The organism is uncultured Halopseudomonas sp., assembly GCF_963977355.1.
Taxonomy (GTDB): Bacteria; Pseudomonadota; Gammaproteobacteria; order Pseudomonadales; family Pseudomonadaceae; genus Halopseudomonas.
This window is the reverse complement of record NZ_CAXBOV010000011.1, coordinates 53,841-80,003: the sequence shown is the minus strand read 5'-3', so window position 1 is coordinate 80,003 and position 26,163 is coordinate 53,841. Positions and strand designations below refer to the sequence as shown.

The following is a 26,163-nucleotide window of genomic DNA, read 5'->3' as shown; positions in this document are numbered from 1 at the left end:
CCTGGATTGATATCTGTTGTGAGGCTAGTGAAAAGCAGCCCCCCAGACCATCCCGTGTTCAAGGGGGTCAGAGACGATTGATCAGTCCTAGATTGATTGCTTTTACCGTGGCCTCTGCCCGACAGTTCACCTCCAGCTTCTGGTAGATTATTTTCAGATAGCTGGCAGCAGTGTGGTAGGTAATGCCGAGCTTTTCGGCTGCATGTCTTACACTCAGACCCTTGGCCACCAGAACCAGAATCTCTTGTTCGCGAGAGGTAAGCCTGTTTTGAGCCTCGCCCTCAAGAGGTTGGAACTGCTGCAGAATCTGACGTGCAATGGACGGAGACAGAGGCGGACGGCCAGCAAGTATGCCCTTGAGCTGAGCACAAAAATCCTGGTCGCTCTCGTCTTTCAGAAGGTAGCCGTCAGCCCCAGCCCGCAACGCTGCAAACAGATGACTGGCATCATCAAAAATGGTCGTCACGACGCACAACGTCTCTGGCCTGCCGGCCTTGATCCCGGATATCAACGTGGTGCCGTCGCCATCCGGCAGACCGAGGTCTATCAGTACCAATTGATAGACATCCAACTGGAGAGCCTCAACAGCCGCGGCCAGATTGAACGCCACCCTGACCCTCCCTGCTTCCAGGGCATCCTCGACTCGATCGACCAGCCAGTCTGCCACCTCCGGTATATCTTCGATAATCAGAACGCTTTCTATTGACTTCATCTGGGCAGTCCTTGCGTGAGAAACAGTAGGCAATATCACAATGATAGCGCTAGTATCGGGTGCCACAGCCCTCTTCCTGGCCACACCTGCAGTGCGCCGCTAACAAGATGGCGGCCATTCGACCGAGGTTCAACCCCGTGAACAGGGATCAGGGAAGAGAATAATTACCATGTTTTCACTGCGCTCGAAGATCATTGCCGGGCTCGCATTCATACTGGCTTACGGCTGTATGGCGGTATACCTCGCATTGTCATTGCCGGTTGCAGACCTTCGGTTCGACACCGACGGTGAGCACCTACTGGTCAGTAAAGGTCAGGAGAAATACGAACAGGTTGAGCAATTCATCGTCGAGAGGGAGCTGATTGCCGCCCATTCGGTTCTGATGATCGAAGAGCCAGATGTGCTCCCCTCCTATCAACAGATCAACGTCCTGTTTTCTCAGCACCAGCGTCTCTTCGATGGGTTGATGGAAGGACAATTGAAGGTCCGCTTGAGTAATGGTGAGACTTGGGATGCTGCTTCGCAGCCCAGAACGCTGGGCATGCTGCCCTTCCTGTTCTGGGTACAGCTGATCTGCGGCCTGCTCGGTACGGTTATCTGTCTGCTGGTATGGATACCAGGGGAGCGCAATCTGGCAACCCATGCGTTCGCGCTGACCGGTATAGGCTATCTGCTGGCCTCCTCCTCGGCCTCGATCTACAGCACTCGAGCCCTGTTCATCGCGGGTGATATGTTCCAATGGCTCAGCGCAGTCAATCATGCCGGTGCGATGCTGTTTTCGTCGGCGGTGAGCGTGTTCCTGTGGAATTATCCACGCAAGATCGCGCCGCTCTGGCTGTCGATCTTTCTCTACGCCTGCTTTCTTGCCTGCGTGCTGATCGATCAGGGACAGTGGGTTACATCGCCGGTGCAGGGCTTTCATCTTTGGGTGCTGGTTGTATTCCTGATCGGTCTTGTCGGCGCAGCACTGCAATGGCGGGAGACCCGTCAGCGCCCGGCAGACCGTTCGGCATTTCGCTGGGTGTTGCTGTCGATCTTTGCCGGTACGGTGTTTTTTTCCGCTGGCATGATACTGCCGGCAATTCTGCAGATAGCTCAGCCTTCAACCCAGGCGCCTTTACTGGCCACCTTTTTACTGATGTATGCAGGCATGGCGCTGGGAGTGACGCGTTACCGGTTGTTCGAACTGGAACGCTGGTGGTTCTCCATCTGGTCCTGGCTGCTCGGGGGCTTGGCAGTCTTGCTGGCCGACCTGATGCTCGCCTCGCTGTTATCACTTTCCGGACCTGAAGTGCTGGCCATTTCGCTGGCTCTGGTTGGCTGGTGCTACTTTCCCGTCCGTCAGTTTATCTGGGGGCTGATATTTGCGCGCACGGGTCGAGGTCTGGACGAATGGCTGGCACAGGCATTACCGGCGATGCTTCATGCCCGCCAGAGCAACTCCGAGGACGGTGCCGTGCTAGCCTCGCTGGAAGCAGTGTTCCAACCCTTGCACCTGGAGTTACACACCCCTTTGTCCGCGCACCCGACGGTCAGAGAGAACGGCGAAGCGCTATGGGTTCCCGGCGCCTCCGACTCCAACGGCTATTTGCTGCGCCATGCAGATCAAGGTGCTCGGCTTTTTACACGACAGGATGTTCGTCAGGCAAGACTGGTGCTGGCGCTCGATGGCCTTGTCAGACAGTCGCTCGAGGCCCGTGCCGAAGGGGCCAATGAAGAACGCAAGCGCATACGCCAAGACATTCACGACGATCTTGGAGCAAAACTGCTGCAACTGCTGCATACCTCTCCGGATAACTCGCGCAGCCTGGTGCGCGAAGCCATAAGGGATCTACGGGAACTGCTGCAGAACATGGACGGCCAGCCGGTTCTGGTGGAGTCCGCCGTGGCTCACTGGCGCAACGAAACAGAGCAACGGTGCGAGGCGGCAGGCGTGTTGCTCGAATGGGTCGATCAGGTGGCCGGCCACGCCCTGGAGGCGACCCAGTTCAGTCACCTGACCCGCCTTCTGCGCGAGGCCGTCAGCAACGTATTGAAGCATGCCAAAGCTTCTCGATTGAGCGTCCATCTGCACCTGGATCACGGGATGTTGCACCTTGACGTCGAAAACGATGGACTGGTGGACAAGCCTGTCCATTCTCGAGGCAGGGGTATGGCCATTATGGCCTCAAGGGCACAAGAACTGCGTGGAAACTTCAGTCAGGATCAGCAGGGTGACTGCTGGCGCATCACCGTCCGCATACCTCTCTCACCGGATCAATAGCCCCCCTGTTCAAGGGCTGCCGGCGCTATTGGAGTGTCGCTAGCCTAACGGCTCCTCTCTCTGATGTGAGCCTGATTATGAACATCTATCAAGGAAGTAGACTTCAACTCGCAGCGACCGTATTCTGCGGCCTGCTGCTCGGTGGCTGCCTGGGCGGTGGCGGATCGGGCAGTGATCCGGGCGGCACGACCAGTATCAGCCTGAGCGGTACAGCCGCTACCGGCAGCGGCATCAACAATGCCACGATAACCGCCTCTTGCGCCGATGGCAGTGGATTCATCCAGACCGTCAGTACTGGCGCCGACGGCTCCTGGAGTGGAGAGATCGCCTCCAGCTCCGCATTACCCTGCGCGCTGCAGCTCACTGGCGGCACTCCGAATATCACCCTGCACAGCCTGGCCACTCAGGCAGGCACGGTCAATATCACTCCGTTGACCGACCTGGCTCTGGGACTTCAAATCAACCTGCTGTCAGGACAGACACTGACCGATTGGTTCGCCGCCCCCCGCGAAGGCGGCTCCAACCTGGCCAGCCTTAGCAGCACCCTCACCGAGGCCGCCGATACGCTGCGCGGCCTTCTGCTGGGTGCGGGCTTTACCCTGCCCGCCAATTGGAGCGCCGGGGCAACGACACCGTTCAACGCTCCCTTTGTTGCCGACCCGGCAACTGACCCTTACGACCAGTTACTGGAAAGTCTCGCCGAGTCCATTGCCGAAGATGTCAACCTCGCAGATTATCCTGCCCTGCTCAGCTCCATAGTCGCGGGCGCGTCGTTTCCTAGTGCGCCGGGCAGCCCTCCCGCCGGAGGCGGTACAGTCGCCGCGACCATCAACCCACAGTTGGTAGGCAATACCACGCTGATATTCAAGGCCGGTATAGGCGAAGGCTGTGGCACGCTCTGCAGCTTCACTGAAAACCAGCAGGTGCCCGTTGTGGTTAACGCGGATAATTCTCTGGTCATTAACGGCAAGACCCTTACTAATCCTTACTACCGACTTTTCTCCAACACACCCAACCGTGCCGAGATCATCTGGAAGGATGGCAACATTGAATACGCCCTGACCAATAATGAATCGGGTGAGTTCAGCGAAATCAACATCGGGGACAGCGCTCGCCCCAACGGTCCCTTCAACGTACCGACTTTTATTGGTCAACTACGCGAAAACGTGATCAGCTCACCCGCCTCCGCGCTTATTGGCCCACTGGCTGGCAGCTACAGCCCCGTCGTTGTCGAGAAAAGCTCACGATTCACCGGAAACAGCAGCTTGCCCCTGGGTGACACCGTAGAAGTCATCGTGTCGAACGACGGTGTTGTCAGTATCGATGGCTACGAGTTTGACCCAAGCCAGCCGACTTACGACTTCTTCAACGCCAGCACCTCCACTTCGCAGCCCGAGCTCTACTATCAGGCCACTGTGACTGAGGCGGAGGGCGTCACTTTGAGTCTTGCGATTCTTCTTGATGCAAACGACCGGCAGCCGGTGGCATGGAGACTGACGCGAACCACTCAGCTTGGGCCGGGCTCCTTTTCCGTGAGCAAGCTGGATCTGGAAGAGCGCCCGATCCCACAGGATGTGAACGACTTTTTCACCGATCTGAAGGCCTTGAGCCCGGTAGTGCTCACACTGGTTGTCGACGAGCCCACCTTTTCCAGCGGCCTGGCCCTGTGCGACCAGGTAGTACTTACTCTTGAAGGTGATGGCAGTGTCACCAGCCCCTGGACCTATGACCTGAATCCTCCCGGTTTCACCACGCCCGGAGCGGCGACTGGAGCATTGGGGTTTGACGTTTACCGTCGGAGTTACGCACGTTACAGCGATGAAACCGGTTCAAGACGTCTCGCTCTGAGACTTCGCAGCAGGGATCTACTCCTGACCGACGACGGACAACTGGATCTGGTGGTTCGCTCCTTCGAAGGCGTCGAGCGGGACCGCGCCACTACTGATCTCACGCAGATCAGCAGCGCTGGCTGCACCCCGCCCTGAGCCCACACCGAAGCCGTCGCAAGTTGCGCCACTCAAGTCTTCCATATCATTCCGATCAGACCCGCCCCCCGAACAGGGGGCGTAGTTGTTGACAGAAAATCGGTGATGAACAGCTGTCAGCGCGAGATAAATGCCTATCTGACTGGTTATAGCGTGGTAGGCAGGCCATGAATGCCTTAACATTCCCCTATAAAAAAGAGAACACGACTGCGCGGCGCTGAGCGCCTCTTTTTTATCAAGGAGAACGGTTTGGATTTAGCTACTCTCATCGGCCTTCTAGGTGCCTTGGGTATCATTGGCTCAGCCGTCGTTCTGGGCGCCTCGCCGCTGGTCTTCGTAAACGTTCCTTCTTTGTTGATCGTGATTGGCGGCAGCTTACTGGTCGTATTGGCCAAATTCAGCGTCGGCCAGTTCCTCGGCGCAATCAAGGTTGCCGGTCGCGCCTTCAAGTTTCGCTTGCCTGATACCGAGGAAAGCATTGCCGAGCTTGTAGCGCTATCAACCGTAGCGCGCAAGCAGGGTCTGTTGGCGTTGGAAGATCAGGAAATCAGCAACCCCTTTCTGAAAAGCGGCATCCAGTTGTTGATTGATGGCCATCCACAAGAAACCGTGCGAGCCATCCTTGAAAAGGAACGGGTGCTAACCCTGGACCGCAATCGCTGGGGTGCCAAGGTATTTACTGCACTGGGCGACGTGGGCCCGGCGATGGGAATGATCGGCACCCTGATCGGGCTGGTACAGATGCTATCGAACATGGAGGACCCGAAATCAATTGGCCCCGCCATGGCAGTAGCTCTGCTGACGACCCTCTACGGCGCCATGCTGGCGACCATGATCTGTATCCCCATCGCAGATAAATTGTCGTTACGCATGACTGAGGAAGCGCGTATGCAGAGCCTCTGGATGGATGCCGTGCTGGCGATACAGGAAGGCACGAACCCGCGCGTTGTGGAACAGCTGCTGGCCAGCTACCTTCCCCCCAACAAGCGGGACAAGGCACCCAGCGAGACTGGGGAAGCCTGATGGATTCGGAGGAAGAGGACAAACCCGGCATCCCGGCCTGGGTGGTGACCTTCGCCGACCTGATGTCTCTGCTGATGTGCTTCTTTGTGCTGCTGCTCTCTTTCTCCGAGATAGATGCAATGAAGTTCAAGCAGATCGCCGGGGAGCTGAGCAAGGCATTCGGCGTACAGCGAGACGTTGCGGCGCTGGATATCCCCATGGGCACCAGCCCGATTTTCGACAACTTTTCACCCGGTAAGCCCGAGCCCACCCCAGTAGATCAGGTCCGGCAGCAAACCACCGAAGAGCTACCGCAGATAGATACGCTGCGGGCACAGATGGAGGAAGAGCTCCAGGAACAGGTGGCATCGACAACAGAGAAACAATTACAGGCCAATCTGGAAGCGATCAAGAATGTGCTCGAACAGGAGCTGAGCGAAGGTCGTATGCAGCTTGAGCAGGACCGCAAGCGCGTTATTATTCGAGTCGAGGAGCGCGGCTCTTTTCAGTCCGGGTCCGCAGTCATGACCGAAGACTTCGAAGATATGCTGTTCAAGATTTCTGAAGTCATTAGTCAGTTACCGGGGGAAATAACCGTTGAGGGTCACACCGATGACATTCCCATCAATACCCCACGCTTCAATTCCAACTGGGATCTGTCCGCAGCGCGGGCTTCATCTGTCGCCAACGCCCTGCTCGCTACCGGCGCAGTGGAACCGCAACGTCTAAAGGTTCAAGGCTATGCCGACACCCGCCCCAGAGCCAGCAACGAATGGCCTGAAACCCGCGCCTTGAACCGCCGGGTGGAGATTGTGGTGGATCTGGCCGAGGCTGCTGACCAATATGAAACCCGTCTGCGGCAATTGATGGAGGATGATCTGGACGACGTGATTCAAGACTTTGAAATCAGGGACACGCCCTGAGTAAAAAAGCAGCCGTACGCACATGTACAACAGCCAGCTGGCAGAGCCCCAAATGGGGCTTTGCCAGCCTGGAAAGGCTACAGCACGCTATTTGAGAAACAGCATCTCGCGGTATTTCGGCAGTGGCCACAGGCTGTCGGCAACCTCCGTTTCGAGGGCATCCGCATGGGTACGGACCTTGTCCATCAACGGTCTGATCTGATCTGCGCAATAACTCATGTGCGCTTCAACGGAATCGAACTCGTGCCTGGCGATGGCTGTCGACAGTTCGGCAACGGCTGCGACCATCGCGTTAGTCTCGGCCGCGACAGATTTAGCAATAGATCCGTCCATTTCGATCCCCAGATCCTTCAAGCCACATTGAGTGGTCGACAGGTCACCCAGATACTGACTGGCAGAGGGATAGATCATCGTTTTCGCCATTTCGATAACCAGCTTTGCTTCTACCTCGATAGATAGAACGTATTGCTCGGCGTAGACCTCAAAACGGCTTTCCAACTCCACCGGTGAAAGGACGTTGGTTCTGGAAAACAGTTCGCGGATGGCCTCATCACGAAGGTAAGGTAGCGCATCAGCGGTCGTTGGCAGGTTTTTCAAACCACGCTCTTCAACCGCCATTTTGTGCCACTCGGCTGAATAACCGTCGCCGCCGAATACGACGTTGCCATGCTCCTCCATCAAGCCTTTCAGCACCGATAGAACCGCGGCGGCTTTCGCTGTCCCTTTATTCAGCTCGGCCTCGAGCTTTTCTGCAATCCATTCCAGCGAGTCAGCCAGAATAGTGTTCATGGCCACCAGAGGCCCGGACACCGATTGGGATGAGCCTACTGCACGGAACTCAAACCGGTTACCAGTGAAGGCAAAAGGAGAGGTCCGGTTACGGTCACCTGGATCACGCTCGAATTTGAGAATCTGCGTCAATCCCAAGTCCATTTCACCGCCCTGGATCGAGGACGCAATCTTGCCGTCCTTGATATCCTGGAACACGTTTTCCAACTGGTCTCCCAGGTAAACGGACAAGATAGCTGGCGGCGCCTCGTTAGCACCGAGACGATGATCATTTGACGCAGAGGCGATGACAGCCCGCAACAACGTTCCGTATTTGTGTACGCCGCGGATCACCGCACCACAGAAAAGCAGAAAGTTCAGATTGTCATGAGGGGTGCTACCGGGGTCCAACAGATTACCCTGGGTAGCGTTGCCTACAGACCAATTGACGTGCTTGCCCGAACCATTGATGCCGGCAAAGGGTTTCTCATGTAACAGGCACATGAACCCGTGTCGCTTCGCCGTACTCTTCATTAGCGTCATCATCAGCTGCTGGTGATCAGCCGCGATATTGGCAGACTCAAAGTAGGGGGCGATTTCGAACTGGCCTGGCGCAACTTCATTGTGGTGGGTCTTGGCCGGGATACCGAGCCTGTAGAGCTGGTCCTCGAAGTCCTGCATGAAAATCTGCACGCGCTCGGGAATAGCGCCGAAGTAATGGTCATCAAACTGCTGCCCCCTGACAGGCGATGCACCAAACAAGGTACGACCCGCCAGCAGCAAATCCGGGCGGGCATTGGCAAAATTGATATCAACCAGAAAGTATTCCTGCTCCGCCCCGCAACTCGAGTTCAAGGTGGCGATATCGGTCTCACCCATCAACGTCAGTACTTTTCGAGCGGCGCTGTCCATCGCTGCGTTGGAACGTAGCAACGGGATTTTCTTGTCCAGCGCTTCACCCGTCCAGGACATGAACACACTGGGTATCATCAGCGTCGAACCATTGTCCGTGTGCATGATGAAAGCGGGGCTGGTCGGGTCCCAGGCAGTATAACCACGAGCCGCATTGGTCATGCGCAGGCTACCGTTCGGGAACGATGAACCGTCGGGCTCACCCTTGATGAGCAGGCTACCGGAAAATTCTGTAATGGCATTACCGTCGGAGTTGGTCAGAATAAAACCGTCATGCTTCTCCGCGGTGATGTTGGTCATCGGGTAGAAAATATGTGAGAAAAACTTCACACCCTTGGACAGGGCCCAACTCTTCATCGCTGCAGCCACAACGTCTGCCACTGCTGGCGCCAATGGTGCACCGGTTTGAACAGTAGTTCTAACCGCCTTGAACGCGGACTTGCTGAGCATCTGTTCCATTCTGGCCAGATTGAAGACATCCGTTGCCCAGATATCGTCTAATGACTGCGTGGCCTCAACTGCGATCCGCTGGTGGTTGCTGATCCGTGAAATGGCTGATAGGCGAGATTCATTTCCACTCATTTTCATTCCCTTTTGTGCTGGTTGTTTTAACCCTGTGCGATGTTCATCCTTCACCAGTGAGTAGCTCAGTTTCATCAGCATCGGTTGAGCAGAGAAACGCATGAAGTAGGTCATCATTTTTTTGCTAGCCCCTGATCCAAGCAAAAACCACACCATCATGCTCAAGTTGCGGATCTAGGGGCCCATCCGCAAAATACAGGATATCTGGGCAGACGCAGGAGTCGCTCTGCCTGTACCAGAAGAGTGCGCTCAGACCGGTGAATATGCCCGCCTGGCATAAAAAGGAGCAGGATTGGGGTATGTTCTGACCTACTGGCCTTCAGCGTCGACACCAGCGGGCCAGCACATGCAGCAGGCAAAAAAAACCCGCCGGAGAGGCGGGTTTTTCGTGATGCTTACCGTTGTTACTTGTTGGAGCGCTTACGCTCGTTCTCGCTGAGCAACTTCTTGCGCAGACGGATCGACTTGGGCGTGATTTCTGCCAGTTCGTCGTCTTCGATGAACTCCAGCGCCTGCTCCAGAGTGAAGCGAACTGGTGGTACCAGGGCAATGGTCTCGTCCTTGCCGGACGCGCGCATGTTGTCGAGCTTCTTGCCCTTGGTCGGGTTAACGCCCATGTCGTTGTCACGGCTGTTGATGCCGACCAACATGCCTTCATACACTTCGTCGCCGTGGCCAAGGAACAGCTTGCCACGTGCCTGAAGGGTTTCCAGGGAGTAGGTAAGCGCCTTGCCGGTAGCAACCGACACCAGTACGCCGTTCTGGCGACCAAACATCTCGCCAGACTTGATCGGCCCGTAATGGCTGAAGATGCTGGTGATGATGCCCGAGCCGGAAGTCAGGGTCAGGAACTGGTTGCGGAAGCCGATCAGGCCACGCGCCGGGATGGTGTATTCCAGGCGTACACGGCCCTTGCCATCCGGAACCATATTGGTCAGATCGCCCTTACGCAGACCCATCTGCTCCATCATCGCGCCCTGGTGCTGCTCTTCCAGGTCGATGGTTACGTTCTCGAAGGGCTCCTGCTTCTCGCCATCGATTTCACGGATGATGACTTCAGGACGGCCGACGGCCATTTCAAAGCCTTCACGGCGCATGGTTTCAATCAATACGGACAGGTGCAATTCGCCTCGACCGGAGACCTTGAACTTGTCGGCACTGTCGCCTTCTTCAACACGCAGAGCCACGTTGTACAGCAGCTCCTTGTCCAGACGCTCCTTGATGTTCCGGCTGGTAACGAATTTGCCTTCCTTGCCGCAGAACGGGGAGTCATTGACCTGGAAGGTCATGCTCACAGTGGGCTCGTCAACGGACAGCGGAGTCATGGCTTCGACGTTCATCGGATCACACAGGGTGTCGGAGATGAACAGCTGGTCAAAACCACTGACGCAAACGATGTCGCCGGCTGCAGCTTCATCCACATCAATGCGGTGCAGGCCATGGTGACCCATCAGCTTGAGGATGCGACCATTGCGGCGCTTGCCATCGATATCGATAGCAATCACAGGGGTGTTGGCCTTGACCCGACCACGTGCAATACGACCCACACCGATCACACCGAGGAAGCTGTTGTAGTCCAGTGCGGAAATCTGCATCTGAAAAGGACCTTCACGGTCAACGTTCGGCGGCGGAACATTATCGACGATGGCCTGGAACAGGGGCGTCAGATCTTCGGCCAGGTCATCATGTGCCAGGCCGGCAATACCGTTGATCGCGGAAGCAAACACGATAGGAAAATCCAGCTGTTCTTCGGTAGCACCGAGGTTGTCGAACAGATCGAACATCTGGTCAACAACCCAATCCGGACGCGCGCCGGGACGGTCAACCTTGTTGACTACCACAATCGGACGCAGGCCGGCCTGAAAGGCTTTCTGGGTCACGAATCGGGTTTGCGGCATGGGCCCGTCTACCGCATCGACCAGCAACAGCACTGAGTCGACCATCGACATCACGCGCTCTACTTCGCCGCCAAAGTCGGCGTGGCCGGGGGTGTCTACGATGTTGATGTGGTGGTCGTGCCAGTTAATGGCGGTGTTCTTGGCCAGAATAGTAATGCCGCGTTCTTTTTCCTGGTCGTTGGAGTCCATCAAGCGCTCAGTGTCGAGCTCATTCCGCTCAAGGGTGCCAGATTGGCGCAGAAGCTTGTCGACCAGCGTAGTCTTGCCGTGGTCAACGTGGGCGATGATGGCGATGTTGCGGAGATTCTCGATCACTATGGACATCCTGGGTGGCCAGGCGGCAGCCCGGCTAACTGAAAAAAGAGGGGGGTATTATACAGACCAGCGCGTGACAGTGTATGTTTTTTGTACGAAAGGGGTGTTTTATAACCTGGCGGGTGCAAGAAGGGGCAAAGCAGAGCATTATAGACCTCGCCACCTAGGGGCGAAGCAGGCAAGCCTGCAGCTACTGGCCGTAACGCACCAAAATGGGTCAATATAGTGTTTTTGTGCGCTATATAAGTGCGCACTTAATGGGTGCACTAATTCTCTCAGCCGGCTGTAAGGCTTATGGTGCGGGCCTTTCAGCGCATGCTCTGAAATGGCACATCTTTTGCTCCCAGACAAAGCAAGCGGAGCGCGGATGTAATCCGCTCGAATTTAGCTATCCCGGGCCAGATTCCCGGTTAATGAGTCCTTCTGGAGGAAACCATGTCGAAGACAGTTAAACTGATTAAAGAATTTGACGCGAAGTGGGTAGATCTGCGCTTCACCGATACCAAGGGCAAGCAGCAGCACGTGACTATGCCCGCCCGTGATGTGAACGATGACTTTTTCGAAGAAGGCAAGATGTTCGACGGCTCGTCCATCTCTGGCTGGAAAGGCATTGAAGCATCCGACATGATCCTGATGCCTGACGACAGCACCGCTGTACTGGATCCCTTCACCGAAGAACCCACCGTCATCATCGTCTGCGACATCATCGAGCCTTCCACCATGCAGGGCTACGAGCGCGACCCACGCAGCATCGCTCGTCGCGCCGAGGAATACCTGAAGTCCACCGGTATTGGTGACGCGGTATTTGTTGGTCCAGAACCCGAATTCTTTGTTTTTGACGAAGTGAAGTTCAAATCCGACATTTCCGGCTCGATGTTCAAGATCATTTCCGAACAGGCTTCCTGGAACACCGACGCTGACTTCGAAACAGGCAACAAGGGCCACCGTCCCGCAGTTAAAGGCGGTTATTTCCCCGTGCCTCCGGTCGACCATGACCATGAAGTGCGTACTGCAATGTGTAACGCCATGGAAGAAATGGGTCTGACCATCGAAGTCCATCACCACGAAGTTGCAACCGCCGGCCAGAACGAAATCGGTGTGATGTTCAACACGCTTGTAGCCAAGGCTGACGAAGTTCAGACCCTGAAGTACTGCGTGCACAATGTTGCCGACGCATTCGGCAAGACTGCCACCTTCATGCCCAAGCCATTGTACGGCGACAACGGCTCCGGGATGCACGTGCACATGTCCATCTCCAAGGATGGCAAGAACACCTTCGCAGGCGAAGGCTATTCCGGCCTGTCCGACACCGCCCTGTTCTTCATTGGCGGTATCATCAAGCACGGCAAGTCGTTGAACGCGTTCACCAACCCGGCCACCAACTCCTACAAGCGTCTGGTGCCTGGCTTCGAAGCGCCGGTCATGCTGGCCTATTCAGCCCGTAACCGTTCGGCATCCATCCGGATTCCGTATGTTTCCAGCCCGAAGGCACGTCGCATCGAGGCACGCTTCCCTGATCCAGCAGCTAACCCCTACCTGTGCTTCGCTGCACTGTTGATGGCTGGCCTGGACGGCATCCAGAACAAGATCCACCCTGGCGATGCGGCCGACAAGAACCTGTATGACCTGCCGCCTGAAGAGGCGAGCCAGATCCCACAGGTCTGTGGCAGCCTGAAAGAAGCACTCGAGTCCTTGAGCGCTGACCGTGAGTATCTGACCAAGGGCGGCGTATTCACCGACGACCTGATCGATGCCTACATCGAACTCAAGGCGGCTGAAGAAATAAAAGTACGTACTTTCGTTCACCCGCTCGAGTACGATCTGTATTACAGCGTCTGAACCCGGTTACGTAACTGCGGTCAAAAAAGGGTGCCTTTCAGGCACCCTTTTTTTTCGCCCGTCCGCCAGACCTTGCCAGATCAGCGCCTAGGTGCAAGGCTAAAAGCTCGACTCACAGGAGTGACCATCATGCTGCGAACACACATGTGCTGGGCAATGAGCGCCTTGCTCATCTCGCTGGCCGGCTTTGCCCACGCCCAGATCTACACCTGGACAGATGCGCAGGGCAACACGATCTATTCAGACCAACCCCATCCAGACTCGCGCCAGATCGACCTGCCACCAACCAACACGCTCGAATCGGTAGTGCCTCAGATGCCGGAAAACCGGCAAAGCGCGCAAAATCAGAATAACAACCAACCGGGCCAGCTAAGTAATGGCTATCGCACGCTGGAGATTGCCAGCCCCGAGAACGATGAAGCAATACGAGCCAACGATGGCAACCTCACCCTGACGATCAACACCGAACCACCCTTGTCGCCTGGTCACATCCTGCGGGCAAATGTGGATGGTGAAATGCGGCAGGAGGCCGTAGCCGGTAATGGACAACCAACCCAGCGCCTGACACTGACTGAGCTAGACAGAGGCTCGCATACCGTGGCCGTGGTCGTGACCAACACCCGGGGCGAAGAAGTGCAGCGTAGCCAGGGCATCACCGTACACCTGCAACGCACATCCGTGCTGCAGCCCGGGCGTACTGGCGCCAATAGCGCTCCGCAGGCCCCAAAGGTGCCAGCCGCAGGCAATCCGGCTCCCTGAGTCCAGCACCTCGATAGTGCCCGACCCAGCCATGCCATCGCGACCCGTCGCACCAGATTAGTGCATACTGATTACTGGTGCGTCGGATTTTGTGCATAAATGCGTGAGTCGACCCCCTGAGATCAAGGCCGACCATGGCAGACATCCATACGCACTGACACCCGTTTCTGGTGCACTCCCTGCCTCCCAAGCCCATTCCAGGGGCGATGTACGTCTGCACAGACGACTACACAACAAAGCAGGAAGGGGCGATCGACCGAACACCGGATCAAACCACCGTCGCATCCGGCATAAACGCCCTGTATTGGTTCGCTTCTTGCAACTGTCTGCACAAACCACGGGACCTTTTATGCTGCCTGACCGATTTCTACGCCAGATACTCGATAACCTGACTACAGCGGTGCTTCTGCTTGATGACAGTTTGTGTCTGCGGTATCTGAATCCTGCTGCGGAAATACTGCTGGAAGTCAGCGGCCAACGCGTATCGCAGCAGCCGATCGGAGAACTATTCAATGACGACGCCGCCGCCTTGGAATCCTTGCGTAACGCGGTATTGGACGGCAACCCCTTTACCAAGCGCGAAGCCCAGCTCGACCTGAACAACGGGCAGAGCCTGATGGTCGACTACTCGGTAACGCCGATAATCAGCGCCGATACTCACTGGCTACTGCTTGAATTGCACCCGCGTGACCGATTGCTGCGCATCACCAAGGAAGAAGCGCAGCTCTCGAAGCAGGAAGTAACCAAGGTTCTGGTGCGCGGTCTGGCCCACGAGATCAAGAATCCGCTTGGCGGCATCCGGGGCGCAGCTCAATTACTGGCGCGTCAACTCCCCGAAGAATCGTTGAAAGACTATACCGACGTGATCATCGAGGAGGCAGACAGACTGCGCAATCTGGTTGATCGCATGCTCGGACCCTACCGACCACCGCACCTGCAACCGCTTAACATTCACGAGATCACCGAGCGGATCTACAGCCTGGTAGAGGCAGAGACTCAGCGGGAGCTGACTCTGCGCCGTGACTACGATCCGAGCATTCCGGAAATCATGGCCGATCGTGAGCAATTGATTCAGGCGCTGCTCAATATCGTCCGTAACGCCATGCAAGCCATTGCCGAGCGCAGTGGTCTGCAAAAGGGTCGCATCACCTTGCGCACGCGGGCGTTGCGCCAGTTCACCATTGGACAGGTAAGGCACCGTCTGGTCTGCCGGGTGCAGATCATCGATAACGGACCCGGCATTCCCGCAGAGATACTCGATAGCATTTTCTACCCCATGGTCAGCGGCCGGCCTGAAGGCACCGGCCTGGGGCTGTCCATTACCCAGAACATCATCAGTCAACACCAGGGCCTGATTGAATGCGAAAGCAAACCCGGCCGCACCGTATTTACCTTGTTCCTGCCACTGGAACCCGTACCCGGAGACAAAACCCATGAGCCGAACTGAAAACGTCTGGATCGTCGATGACGACCGTTCGATACGCTGGGTCCTGGAAAAAGCTCTTCAGCAGGAGGGCATGGAGTCAGTCAGCTTCGACAATGCCGACGCCGCACTCGCCCGCCTGCAGCGCGAACAACCGGACGTATTGATAAGCGATATACGCATGCCTGGCACCAGCGGCCTGGAGTTGCTTTCCACCCTGCGTGAGCGGATGCCGAAATTGCCGGTCATCATCATGACAGCCCATTCCGACCTGGACAGTGCCGTCGCGTCCTATCAGGGCGGCGCCTTCGAGTACCTGCCCAAACCGTTCGACGTGGATGAAGCCGTTGCCCTGGTCCGTCGCGCCCTTGCCCACAGTCGCGAGCAGGAAGGTCAGGGGCCAGAGGTAAGCGACGCACGCACACCGGAAATCATTGGCGAAGCGCCGGCCATGCAGGAAGTCTTCCGCGCCATCGGCCGTCTGTCCCACTCCAATATTACCGTGCTGATCAACGGCGAATCCGGTACCGGCAAGGAGCTGGTTGCCCATGCGCTGCACCGCCACAGTCCTCGGTCACGTAACCCGTTTATAGCACTGAACATGGCGGCGATCCCCAAGGATCTGATGGAGTCGGAACTGTTCGGCCATGAGAAAGGCGCCTTCACTGGCGCCGCCGTGCAGCGCCGAGGCCGCTTTGAACAGGCCGACGGTGGCACACTGTTTCTTGACGAGATCGGCGATATGCCCGCCGAAACCCAGACTCGCCTGCTGCGCGTACTCGCTGATGGCGAGTTCTATCGTGTCGGTGGTCATGTGCCGATAAAGGTGGACGTGCGCATCATCGCCGCCACTCACCAGAACCTCGAGGATCTGGTACAGGCCGGCAATTTCCGCGAGGATCTGTTCCACCGTCTGAACGTGATCCGTATTCATATTCCAAAACTGGCCGAACGCCGCGAAGACATTCCCGCACTCGCCCAGCACTTTCTCGCCCGCGCCGCCCAGGAGCTATCGGTCGAACCCAAGGTGCTCAAGCCGCAGACGCGTGACTACCTGCGCAGCCTGCCCTGGCCCGGTAACGTCCGCCAACTGGAAAACACCTGCCGCTGGATCACCGTCATGGCATCCAGCCGCGAAGTTCTGGTTGAAGACCTGCCCCCGGAAATGCTTACACAGCACCAGGACGGTGCAGCGGATGGTCATTGGGAGCACAGTTTGCGCATCTGGGCGGACCAGGAACTGGACCGCGGCGTCACCAGCCTGCTGGAAACAGCCGTCCCCGCCTTCGAGCGCATCATGATCGAAACCGCCCTCAAGCACACCGCCGGCAGACGCCGCGACGCCGCGCAGTTACTGGGCTGGGGCCGCAATACCCTGACCCGCAAGATCAAGGAACTGGGCATGAATATCGACGGCCATGACGAGGACGATGCCGAATAAATTCGGCATCTCTCAGTTCTGGCATACTTGATGCTTTAGTAACTATGGGTGTATTTGAGGTGACTCCAGTTCAGGCAGGCTGGAGTCGCCTTTTTTTATGGGCGAGATGAAAGTAGCTGATAGCTTGTCGCTGTACGCCTCAAAGCCTAGACTTCGCCATCCCATACCCTCTGATGGCACACACCATGTTCCACATCGCCCTGCTCGAACCGGAAATCCCGCCCAATACCGGCAATATCATTCGCCTGTGCGCCAATACCGGCTGTCAGTTGCATCTGATCGAGCCATTGGGTTTCGAGCTGGATGACAAGCGGCTGCGTCGAGCGGGGCTGGATTATCACGAGTTTGCAGCGGTAAAGACGCATGCGGATCTGGCGGCATGCCTGGCAGCGGTGCAGCCGGAGCGCGTGTTTGCGCTGAGCACCAAGGGCACTCGCCATTTCAGTGAGGTGGCGTTCAAGCCAGGGGATCTGTTTCTGTTTGGTCCCGAAAGTCGGGGTCTGCCAGCTTCGGTACGTGAGAGCCTGCCGCAGGATCAGGTGCTGCGCATCCCGATGCTACCAGACAGCCGCAGCCTGAACTTGTCGAACAGTGCTGCGGTGCTGATATTCGAAGCCTGGCGCCAGCAAGGGTTTGCCGGCAGCCAGTAACGCCGATTCAGTCGCGAACCTGAACTACAACCTTGCCCACAGCTTTACGTGAGGTGAGGATGTTGAGCGCATCTTCGTACTGATTCAGGCGGAATTTTTCCGAGACCAGCGGCTTGAGCTTGCCCTCGCTGAACCAGGCGAACAGCTCCTGGAAGTTCTCCAGGTTGGTTTGCGGTTCGCGGGCAGCAAAGGAGCCCCAGAACACACCGACGATGGACGAGCCTTTGAGCAGCGCCAGGTTCACGGGGAACTCGGGGATACGACCGCTGGCAAAGCCGACAACCAGCAGACGGCCCTTCCAGTTGATCGAGCGCACTGCCTGGTCAAAAAGGTCGCCACCGACCGGATCATAGATCACGTCTGCGCCCTGGCCCTTGGTCAGCTCCTTGACTGCATCCTTGAGGCTGACTTCGGTGTAGTTGATCAGCTCATCCGCGCCAGCGGCGCGAGCCACTTCGAGCTTCTCGGCAGTGGAGGCGGCAGCGATAACGCGTGCGCCCATGGCCTTGCCTATTTCAACTGCAGCCAGGCCCACACCACCAGAGGCGCCCAGCACCAGCAGCGTCTCGCCCGGCTGCAGGTTGGCCCGCTGCTTGAGCGCGTGCATCGATGTCCCGTAGGTCATGCTGAAACCTGCGGCAGTGACAAAGTCCATATCCTTGGGGATCGGCAACACGCGCATGGCATCGACCGCGATCTGCTCGGCAAAACTGCCAAAGCCGGTCAGTCCCATGACCCGATCACCCGGCTTGAGGTGACGAACCTTCTCGCCGACGCTGGCGATCACGCCTGCCGCTTCGCCACCGGGGGAAAACGGAAAGGGCGGCTTGATCTGGTACTTGCCTTCAATGATCAACGTGTCGGGAAAGTTGACCCCTGCGGCGTGGATATCCAGGACCACTTCATTGGCCTTGGCCACGGGATCGGCGGTTTCTTCCAGTACCAGGCTGCTGGCAGGACCAAATTCTTTGCACAATACGGCTTTCATGATGACTCCATTGTCAGATTTTCACACAGTCTAGTCGCAAGCAGGGCAGCCGGGTCAATGACCATGCCCTTGATTGATTGCCATTCATAAGATCCGTCGCGGCGCCGGTTGGCTGGCGGTCCGGGCTCGGCTATCCTGTGACTTACCAAAAGGAGTCTAACCCATGCGCAAGATCCTCGCCCTGCCCCTGCTGCTGAGTCTGTTTGCTGTATTGCCTGCCCAGGCAGAAGATGCTGCCCCAGCCGCTGGCGCCCAGTATGTGGAGCTTAAACCAGCCTTCGTTGGAACAGTCGGGCCTGGGCCGAAGATCCAATACATGAAAGTGGATGTAGCGCTGCGTACAAACGATCCGGCTGCAGTGCCGCGCATCGAGTATCACGACCCGCTGATCCGCAATACTCTGGTGAGCCTCTTTGGCCATGAAACTCTGGAGAGCGTGGCGACCCTGGAAGGCAAGGAGCAATTGCGTAGCAAGGCGCTGGAGGCAGTGCGCGAGGTACTTGAGGAGGAAGAGGGAGAGCCGCTGGTTGATGATCTGCTGTTCACCAACCTGGTCACCCAGTAAAACTATCAGACGCCATCGGACCGGCCGGGTCCGATGGCCGCAGCCGACTAGTCGTCAATTCCCTGACTCAGATAGCTGGCGACAAAGCTGTCGAAGTCCACCGTGTCGGCGGCTTCGATTGCTGCCTGATCAGCCAGTGATGTAGCGACCTCTGCCTGATAGGCTGCGAGCGCTTTTTCATCCAGCGGCCGGTCAGCAAAGTACGCCTGATGCGCCCGGGACTGCTCCAGGGCAAAACTGAAGAAGCTGTTGCCGTGTTCGGCGATAGCCTCAAGCACCTTCGCTGAAGGCGTCAATGCAGGGTCGGCGAGCTTGGCACGCTGCGCGTTCAGACTTTGTGTATAGACCTCCGTCTGATGCACGCCGTCCAGCATTGCAGCACAGTCACCAATGCGCTCCAGCAGATCTTCACCCCAGGCAACCAGACCGCGACCTACCCCACCATCAGATAACTGCAGACCCGGCTCGCGTCCACGCTTGACTGCCAGGGCGAAGTTATCGCCCGTCTCCGTGCAGGCTTCTTCAGTAAGCGAGGGGCTGTCCTGCAGGGCGCAGTAGAGCAGGAAACTGTCCAGAAAACGCGCGGTAGCCGGCTCGACACCCAGCGGCACAAACGGATCGATATCCATGCAACGCACTTCGATGTACTCCACACCACGCGAGGCCAGCGCGTGCACTGGCTTCTCGCCGCTGTGGGTCACGCGCTTGGGACGGATAGGACTGTAGAACTCGTTCTCGATCTGCAGCAGATTGGTATTGAGCTGCTGCCATTGGCCGTTGCTGTCGTGGGTGCCCATGCGGTCGTAAGCCGTAAAGGGCAGGCCGATCGCCTCCTGCATGCTGTGAATGTAGCTATCGAGCGTGTTGTAGCAGACGTTCAGGCCCGACTGGGCGTTGTTGTTGTAGCCCAGGTCGCTCATGCGCAGACTGGTGGCATAGGGCAAATAGAGCGTCTTGTCGCCCAACTTCTCCAGCTTGTGATCACGCCCCTGCAAAAAGGTCGCGCAGACGGCTGGCGAGGCGCCGAACAAATACATCAGCAGCCAGGCATAACGGCGAAAATTACGAATCATCGCCATGTAGCGGTCGGACTGATAATCCTGGGCTGAGCGCAGATCCTTGTCCTGCTCCTGCAATGTCGCCCAGAGTTGCGGCGGCAAGGAGAAGTTGTAATGAATACCCGCAATGCACTGCATGGCCTTGCCATAACGTATTGCCAGACCACGACGGTAAACGTTCTTGAGCATGCCTACATTGGAAGTGCCGTACCAGGCGATCGGAATGTCGGCATCCGCGGGCAGGCGGCAGGGCATCGACTCGGTCCAGAGCAACTCGTCGCCCAGCTGCGCGTAGACAAATCGGTGGGTCATATCGAGACTGTCGAACAACCCTGTCAGACTGGTATTGACTGGCGTGATCAGCTCGATCAGTGCTTCCGAATAGTCAGTGGTGATGCTCGGATGTGTCAGTGCAGAGCCCAGGGCAACCGGATGCGGCGTGTGCACCAGTGTGCCATCCGGCGTTGTGCGCAGGCTTTCCTTTTCAATGCCATGGCGACAGCCGCGAAGCACTTCGCGCCCGGCCTTGGTGGCGAACAGATCAAGAGTCTTGCTGAATGCTGGTGACAAGGTTGTCACTCCTTAGCCGTACGGGCCGCCGCGCACTGCGCTTGCAGCTAGTGAATACCGGATCAGATCCGCGCGAAAGTGCCCAGGGCTTTGGCTACCAGAGCACCGTCCTGACGTATCTCGCCATCGACCACGACAGTGCGGGTGCCTGCATGCACAACCTTGCCAATGCATTCCAGTTCACCACCCACCACCGCGCGCGTGTAATTGATCTTGCACTCCACTGTAGCAGTGGATTCGTGAGGCTCCAGCACGCTGAAAGCGGCAGCGCCCATGGCCGAATCCAATAGCGAGAAAATCACCCCGCCATGCACCCTTTCGGTCGAGTTAAAATGATCTTCGCGGATCGGGAGCGTCAGCGTACAAGTGCCGACTTCAATGGACTTGAACTCCAGACCGAGCATCCGGGTAAAGGCGCTCATGCGATTTAATGTGGGATGTGGGCTCATTCTCAGCGCTTCTTCAGGTCTTTGGCATTGGCAAACAGGTTGGCAAAGGTACCACCGGCGGCTGGCTGCGCACCAGCGCCAGCACTCTGGCCACGGCCCTGGCCTTTGTTTTTGGCACGATCGCCCTGCGCCCTGCTGGATCGATCCGAGTCACCGGGACGTCCCTGGGTTGCGGCGCCGGGCTCGTCGTCCATGCGCATGCTGAGGCTGATGCGCTGACGCGGGATATCCACCTCCATGACTTTCACACGGACAATATCGCCGGCCTTGACCACGTCCCGGGGATCCTTGACGAACTGATGGGCCAGCATGGAAATGTGCACAAGACCATCCTGATGCACGCCAATATCCACGAAGGCACCAAAGTTGGCCACGTTGCTCACTACCCCTTCCAACTGCATGCCCGGCTTCAGATCACGGATGGTCTCGACCCCGTCCTGGAACGCAGCTGCCTTGAACTCCGGACGCGGATCGCGGCCCGGCTTGTCCAGTTCGAGCAGAATGTCGCTGATGGTCGGGATACCAAAATGCGCATCGGTAAAGTTCTTCGGGTCGAGCTTGCGCAGGAAAGCCGAATCGCCAATCAGACTGCGCACATCGCGCCCGGTCTCGCCGGCAATACGCTCGACCAACGGATAGGCTTCAGGGTGAACCGCGGAGGCGTCCAGCGGATTGTCACCGTTCATGACCCGCAAGAAACCTGCTGCCTGCTCAAAGGTCTTGTCGCCCAGACGCGCTACCTTGAGCAACTCGCGTCGACTGCCAAAGGCGCCATGCTGGTCGCGGTAGTCGACAATGTTCTGGGCGATCGTCGGGTTCAGACCTGATACGCGGGTCAACAGTGGCGCAGACGCGGTATTGAGATCCACACCCACCGCGTTCACACAATCTTCCACCACCGCGTTCAGGCTGCGGGCCAGCTTTACCTGGGAGACATCGTGTTGATACTGGCCGACGCCAATGGCCTTGGGCTCGATTTTGACCAGCTCGGCCAGGGGGTCCTGCAGGCGCCGACCTATCGAGACTGCGCCGCGGAAGGTCACATCCAGCTCCGGGAATTCCTTGGCTGCCAGTTCCGACGCGGAATACACCGAGGCGCCCGCCTCCGACACCATGATTTTCTGCATGGGCAGTTGCGGGCATAGCTTGATCAGTTCGCCAGCCAGCTTGTCACTCTCCCGCGAGGCGGTGCCGTTGCCAATCGCCAGCAATGTCACGCTGTGCTTGCTGCATAAACCGGCCAACACGGCCAGGGATTCCTGCCACTGGTTACGCGGTGCGTGTGGGAATACGGTGGTGAAGTCCACCAGCTTGCCAGTCGCATCCACGACTACCACCTTCACGCCGGTCCGCAGACCCGGATCCAGCGCCAGGGTCACGCGCGGGCCAGCCGGCGCTGACAGGAGCAGATCCTTGAGATTGCTGGCGAACACCCGAATGGCCTCGTCCTCGGCGCTTTCGCGCAGGTCGCCCAACAGCTCTGTCTCCAATTGACCGAGCAACTTGACCCGCCAGGTCCAGCGCACAACTTCTGCCAACCAGCGGTCGGCCGGACGGCCCTGATCACGGATATCGACTGCCTGGGCAATCATGCCCTCGCATGGGTGCGCAGCGCTGGTCGGCCGATCCGGGTCGCCCAGCTCCAGGGCGATACTGAGAATACCTTCGTTGCGGCCACGCAGGATCGCCAGGGCCCTGTGCGACGGGACCTTGCGCAGGTCTTCCGCGTAATCAAAGTAATCGCGGAACTTGGCACCCTCATCTTCCTTGCCCGGCACCAGCTTGGACAGCACTCTGCCATCCTGGCGCAGCGCACTGCGCAGCCGTTCCAGCAGGTTAGCCTGCTCGCTGAAACGCTCCATCAGTATGTACTTGGCGCCATCAAGCGCAGCTTTCACGTCGGCCACACCCTTGTCGACGTTCACGAAGGCTGCCGCTTGCTGCTCGGGCGTCAGCGTCGGATCGGCATACAGGCTTTCAGCCAGTGGGCCTAAACCTGCTTCCAGGGCGATCTGACCCTTGGTCCGGCGCTTGGGCTTGTAAGGCAGGTAAAGGTCTTCAAGGCGCGTCTTGCTGTCTGCACCGCGAATATCGCGCTCCAGTTCCGGGCTGAGCTTGCCCTGCTCATCAATACTGGCAAGAATGGTTGAGCGGCGATCCTCGAGCTCACGCAGGTAACGCAGGCGCTCTTCCAGATAACGTAGCTGCGTGTCATCCAGACTGCCGGTCACCTCCTTGCGGTAACGGGCAATGAACGGCACGCTGGCACCTTCGTCCAGCAATCTCACCGTCGCGTCGACCTGCTCGGAGCGAACAGCGAGTTCGGTGGCGATGCGTGAGGCGATAGATTCCATGGGCGCGACTTCCAGTTCAGTTTGACAAGCCGCGCAGTATAACCGAGAGATTCCCCTGCGTGGCGAATCCGGGCTGATAGTCCTGGATGACGCGGAGGCGAAAAACTTGTACAAAAGAAACCTCTTGTAACAATGCCTGAGCCCGCGAACAGACGCGTTCAGCCACAATAGCTCGAAATCACTAAGGGTGGAGCCGGTATGACCAGTGAAGGTGAAAAGATCCTGATTGTTGACGATGACGTGCGCCTGCGCCGTTTGCTTGAACGCTTCCTGACCGAACAGGGCTACCGCGTGCGGGCTGTTGAAAATACCGAACAGATGGACCGACTGCTCGCCCGAGAACTCTATTCTCTTATCGTGCTCGACTTAATGCTGCCCGGCGAAGATGGCATGACAGCATGCAAGCGCCTGCGCGATCAAGAAAACAAGACGCCGATCATCATGCTGACAGCCAAGGGTGACGAGGCCAGCCGTATCCTCGGTCTTGAACAGGGCGCCGATGACTACCTGCCCAAACCCTTCAACCCGCGTGAGCTGGTCGCACGCATCAAGGCAGTGTTGCGCCGTCAGGCGCCACAGGTACCCGGTGCGCCGGGTGGCGAAGATGAAGAAGTCAGCTTTGGCGAGTTTGTATTGAGCCTGGCAACCCGTGAGTTACGCCGGGGCGAGGAAGTACACATGCTGACCACGGGCGAATTCGCCGTGCTCAAGGCGCTGGTGCAGCACCCGCGCGAGCCTCTGACCCGAGACAAATTGATGCAACTCGCCCGTGGCCGCGAATGGGATGCCCTGGAGCGTTCGATCGACGTACAGATCTCACGCCTGCGCCGCATGCTTGAGCCTGATCCTTCCAAGCCACGTTACATCCAGACCGTCTGGGGTGTCGGTTACGTCTTTGTTCCGGACGGCAAGGCTTCGTGAAAGGAGGGCCCGGCTGGCATCCATTACTGCCACGCAGTTTTTTTGCCCGTACGATCACCCTGGTGCTACTGGTCACGCTGTTCTCGAAAATTCTGACCATGCTTTATCTGCTGGCCAACGAGGACTTGCTGGTCGACCGCCAGTATAGCCACGGCACTGCTATGCTGGTCACTTCCTACTGGGCCAGCGATCCAGCCGCGCGAGCCGACATTGAACAGGTGACCGGTCTGCGTCTGGTCCCCTCCAATGTAGTGCCTCGAGGCGAAGTCCATTGGCCTTATTCAGGCATATTTACCAACCAGCTGCGTCAGGAACTGGGTGACATGACCCAGGTGCGGGTGCGTATCCAGGGCGAGCCTCTGCTCTGGGTCCATCAGCCCAACTATGGTGACAATTGGTTGCAGGTTCCGTTGTACGCTCACCCCCTGCGAGGCCAGAGAATCTGGATGGTCGTGTTATGGCTCGGGCTGATAGGTGTGCTGTCCACCGCCGCCGCTTGGGTTTTTGTGCGACAACTGAACAACCCATTGAAAACCCTCGAACGGGCTGCCCGCCGTATCGGTAAGGGGCACAGCGTTCGCCTGCTTGACACCAACTGCCCTGCGGAAATCGCCGAGGTTTACCGTGCCTTCAATCAGATGGCCTATGACGTAGAGGAAGCGAACCGCGACCGCTCTATGCTGCTGGCGGGCGTCTCCCATGATCTGCGTACTCCCCTGACCCGCATGCGACTATCCACGGAGCTATTGTCCAGTGCTGACCCGGACCTGACTGAAGGCATGATTCGGGATATCGAGGATATGGATGCGATTCTCGATCAGTTCATGTCGTTCATGCGTGATGGCAGCACCGAGGCGAACGAGCCGGAGGATATCAACGAGATCATTCGGGAAGTGGTTGCGCCGCAGAATACCGGCGAAGAGCGAGTCCGGTTATGCCTTGAGCCGGTTCCCCTGATCAAGTTGCGCCGTCTGTCCATGAAGCGTGTCATCGGCAACCTGATCGACAATGCACTGCATCACGGTGGCTCGGGAATAGAGGTGTGTACTTACGTTACCCGCGCAGCTGCGCAGCCCTACCTGGTTGTTTCGATTCTTGATCGCGGACCGGGAATTGACCCTACTGAATGCGAGGCTCTGTTCACGCCCTTTACCCGCGGAGACCGCGCGCGGACCACCAAGGGCACCGGTCTGGGCCTGGCCATCGTCAAGCGAATTGCTGAAAGCCATGGCGCCACGGTGCAACTGCTTAACCGCAGCGGCGGTGGCACCGAGGCACGTCTGAGCTTTCCGGTCTGAGCGTTTGGCTTCTCAGACTTTGAGTAGTCCAGCCGAATCGAGCGTCTGCTCTATTCCCAACAGGTCGGGAATACACAGGGCCTGACTTTCATCGCCGAGCTGGACGGACTGCAGCACATAGGGCAGGTTGCCCTCGGCTGTGGCAATCTCGCCGCGGGCAATCTTGCGCGAACGCGGAATACTCCATATGCGCATAGCGATAAAATGCACGCCAGGGCGCTCGCCGATGGCGTTGAGTATCAATGTACGAGGCTGTCTGCCGGTCTCGTCAGGCTGTTGGCCGAGCAACACATGGGGATCAACTACCGGCACCTGCTGGTCGCGCCAGAGGGTCCAACCCAAAAACCAGGGCGGTGCATTCCCAGGCTCCCGGCTAAGGCGAAACCCCACCAGCTCCGCTACTGCCACGTTGGGCAGCAACAGAGCCTGATCTGCGAGGGGAACGATAAGTCCATTCAGGCTTTCCAGTGCGTCGGTCATAGCGCGTC

Annotated in this window: 19 protein-coding genes and 1 pseudogene; 12 read left to right on the top strand and 8 right to left on the bottom strand. The window is 57.7% G+C overall.

Translation table 11 applies throughout. From position 1 onward, the window contains the following. Positions 1-67 precede the first annotated feature (67 nt). Positions 68-712: a response regulator transcription factor gene (locus AAC076_RS07745; RefSeq protein ID WP_339844123.1), complete on the bottom strand. Its 645-nt coding sequence runs from the start codon at positions 710-712 to the stop codon at positions 68-70. Positions 713-881: 169 nt separating this feature from the next. Here AAC076_RS07745 and AAC076_RS07740 point away from each other — a divergent pair, with 169 nt between their 5' ends. The 4 genes from AAC076_RS07740 (at position 882) to AAC076_RS07725 (ending at position 6,885) form a co-directional block, all read left to right on the top strand. Continuing rightward, complete coding sequence (locus AAC076_RS07740) at positions 882-2,975, top strand: hypothetical protein (protein WP_339844122.1); 2,094 nt, start codon at positions 882-884, stop codon at positions 2,973-2,975. 77 nt (positions 2,976-3,052) lie between these two features. Next, positions 3,053-4,960: a hypothetical protein gene (locus AAC076_RS07735; RefSeq protein ID WP_339844121.1), complete on the top strand. Its 1,908-nt coding sequence runs from the start codon at positions 3,053-3,055 to the stop codon at positions 4,958-4,960. 249 nt (positions 4,961-5,209) lie between these two features. Further along, positions 5,210-5,983 carry a flagellar motor protein PomA gene (gene pomA, locus AAC076_RS07730; RefSeq protein ID WP_339844119.1) on the top strand — a complete coding sequence of 258 codons (774 nt, stop codon included), beginning with the start codon at positions 5,210-5,212 and terminating at the stop codon, positions 5,981-5,983. After that, positions 5,983-6,885: a MotB family protein gene (locus AAC076_RS07725; protein ID WP_339844118.1), complete on the top strand. Its 903-nt coding sequence runs from the start codon at positions 5,983-5,985 to the stop codon at positions 6,883-6,885. The genes pomA and AAC076_RS07725 overlap by 1 nt, the downstream gene beginning before the upstream one ends. Before the next feature lie 87 nt (positions 6,886-6,972). On the opposite strand, the gene AAC076_RS07720 is transcribed toward AAC076_RS07725, so the two are convergent. Continuing rightward, a complete protein-coding gene (locus tag AAC076_RS07720; RefSeq protein WP_339844116.1) occupies positions 6,973-9,147 on the bottom strand; it encodes a glutamine synthetase III in 2,175 nt (724 codons plus the stop codon). Positions 9,148-9,551: 404 nt separating this feature from the next. Then, a complete protein-coding gene (typA, locus tag AAC076_RS07715) occupies positions 9,552-11,360 on the bottom strand; it encodes a translational GTPase TypA (RefSeq protein WP_339844115.1) in 1,809 nt (602 codons plus the stop codon). A 435-nt stretch (positions 11,361-11,795) separates the two neighbouring features. Here typA and glnA point away from each other — a divergent pair, with 435 nt between their 5' ends. The 5 genes from glnA to trmL all read left to right on the top strand — a co-directional run bounded on the left by glnA (position 11,796) and on the right by trmL (position 17,472). Continuing rightward, positions 11,796-13,199 (top strand): glutamate--ammonia ligase, encoded by a 1,404-nt coding sequence (glnA, locus tag AAC076_RS07710; RefSeq protein WP_339844113.1) that lies wholly within the window; start codon positions 11,796-11,798, stop codon positions 13,197-13,199. 129 nt (positions 13,200-13,328) lie between these two features. After that, complete coding sequence (locus tag AAC076_RS07705; protein ID WP_339844111.1) at positions 13,329-13,958, top strand: DUF4124 domain-containing protein; 630 nt, start codon at positions 13,329-13,331, stop codon at positions 13,956-13,958. A gap of 349 nt (positions 13,959-14,307) precedes the next feature. Next, entirely contained in the window at positions 14,308-15,405 is a 1,098-nt protein-coding gene (gene glnL, locus AAC076_RS07700) for a nitrogen regulation protein NR(II) (protein WP_339844109.1), read from the top strand. Next, complete coding sequence (gene ntrC, locus AAC076_RS07695) at positions 15,392-16,822, top strand: nitrogen regulation protein NR(I) (RefSeq protein ID WP_339844108.1); 1,431 nt, start codon at positions 15,392-15,394, stop codon at positions 16,820-16,822. The genes glnL and ntrC overlap by 14 nt, the downstream gene beginning before the upstream one ends. Before the next feature lie 185 nt (positions 16,823-17,007). After that, positions 17,008-17,472 (top strand): tRNA (uridine(34)/cytosine(34)/5-carboxymethylaminomethyluridine(34)-2'-O)-methyltransferase TrmL, encoded by a 465-nt coding sequence (trmL, locus tag AAC076_RS07690; RefSeq protein WP_339844107.1) that lies wholly within the window; start codon positions 17,008-17,010, stop codon positions 17,470-17,472. Positions 17,473-17,479: 7 nt separating this feature from the next. On the opposite strand, the gene AAC076_RS07685 is transcribed toward trmL, so the two are convergent. Further along, entirely contained in the window at positions 17,480-18,460 is a 981-nt protein-coding gene (locus AAC076_RS07685; RefSeq protein WP_339844105.1) for an NADPH:quinone oxidoreductase family protein, read from the bottom strand. Positions 18,461-18,623: 163 nt separating this feature from the next. Here AAC076_RS07685 and AAC076_RS07680 point away from each other — a divergent pair, with 163 nt between their 5' ends. Continuing rightward, on the top strand, positions 18,624-19,025 hold the full coding sequence (locus tag AAC076_RS07680; RefSeq protein ID WP_339844104.1) for a flagellar basal body-associated FliL family protein: 402 nt from the start codon (positions 18,624-18,626) through the stop codon (positions 19,023-19,025). 47 nt (positions 19,026-19,072) lie between these two features. On the opposite strand, the gene gshA is transcribed toward AAC076_RS07680, so the two are convergent. From gshA to AAC076_RS07665, 3 genes and pseudogenes are all read right to left on the bottom strand, one after another. Next, on the bottom strand, positions 19,073-20,653 hold the full coding sequence (gene gshA, locus AAC076_RS07675) for a glutamate--cysteine ligase (protein ID WP_339844103.1): 1,581 nt from the start codon (positions 20,651-20,653) through the stop codon (positions 19,073-19,075). A gap of 62 nt (positions 20,654-20,715) precedes the next feature. Further along, positions 20,716-21,102: a PaaI family thioesterase gene (locus AAC076_RS07670; protein WP_150276626.1), complete on the bottom strand. Its 387-nt coding sequence runs from the start codon at positions 21,100-21,102 to the stop codon at positions 20,716-20,718. Positions 21,103-21,278: 176 nt separating this feature from the next. Beyond that, a pseudogene (locus tag AAC076_RS07665) lies at positions 21,279-23,456 on the bottom strand (Tex family protein); the annotation flags it as partial. 198 nt (positions 23,457-23,654) lie between these two features. On the opposite strand from AAC076_RS07665, the gene ompR reads away from it, so the two are divergent. Together ompR and AAC076_RS07655 are read left to right on the top strand one after the other, a co-directional pair. Then, positions 23,655-24,377: a two-component system response regulator OmpR gene (ompR, locus tag AAC076_RS07660; protein WP_339844101.1), complete on the top strand. Its 723-nt coding sequence runs from the start codon at positions 23,655-23,657 to the stop codon at positions 24,375-24,377. Continuing rightward, complete coding sequence (locus AAC076_RS07655) at positions 24,374-25,675, top strand: ATP-binding protein (protein ID WP_339844100.1); 1,302 nt, start codon at positions 24,374-24,376, stop codon at positions 25,673-25,675. Before ompR ends, AAC076_RS07655 begins: the two co-directional genes overlap by 4 nt. A 12-nt stretch (positions 25,676-25,687) precedes the next feature. Here AAC076_RS07655 and AAC076_RS07650 read toward each other — a convergent pair whose 3' ends face one another. Further along, the gene (locus tag AAC076_RS07650; RefSeq protein WP_339844099.1) at positions 25,688-26,155 is read right to left on the bottom strand and encodes a chemotaxis protein CheW; all 468 of its coding nucleotides are present in this window, start codon (positions 26,153-26,155) and stop codon (positions 25,688-25,690) included. Positions 26,156-26,163: the final 8 nt, after the last annotated feature.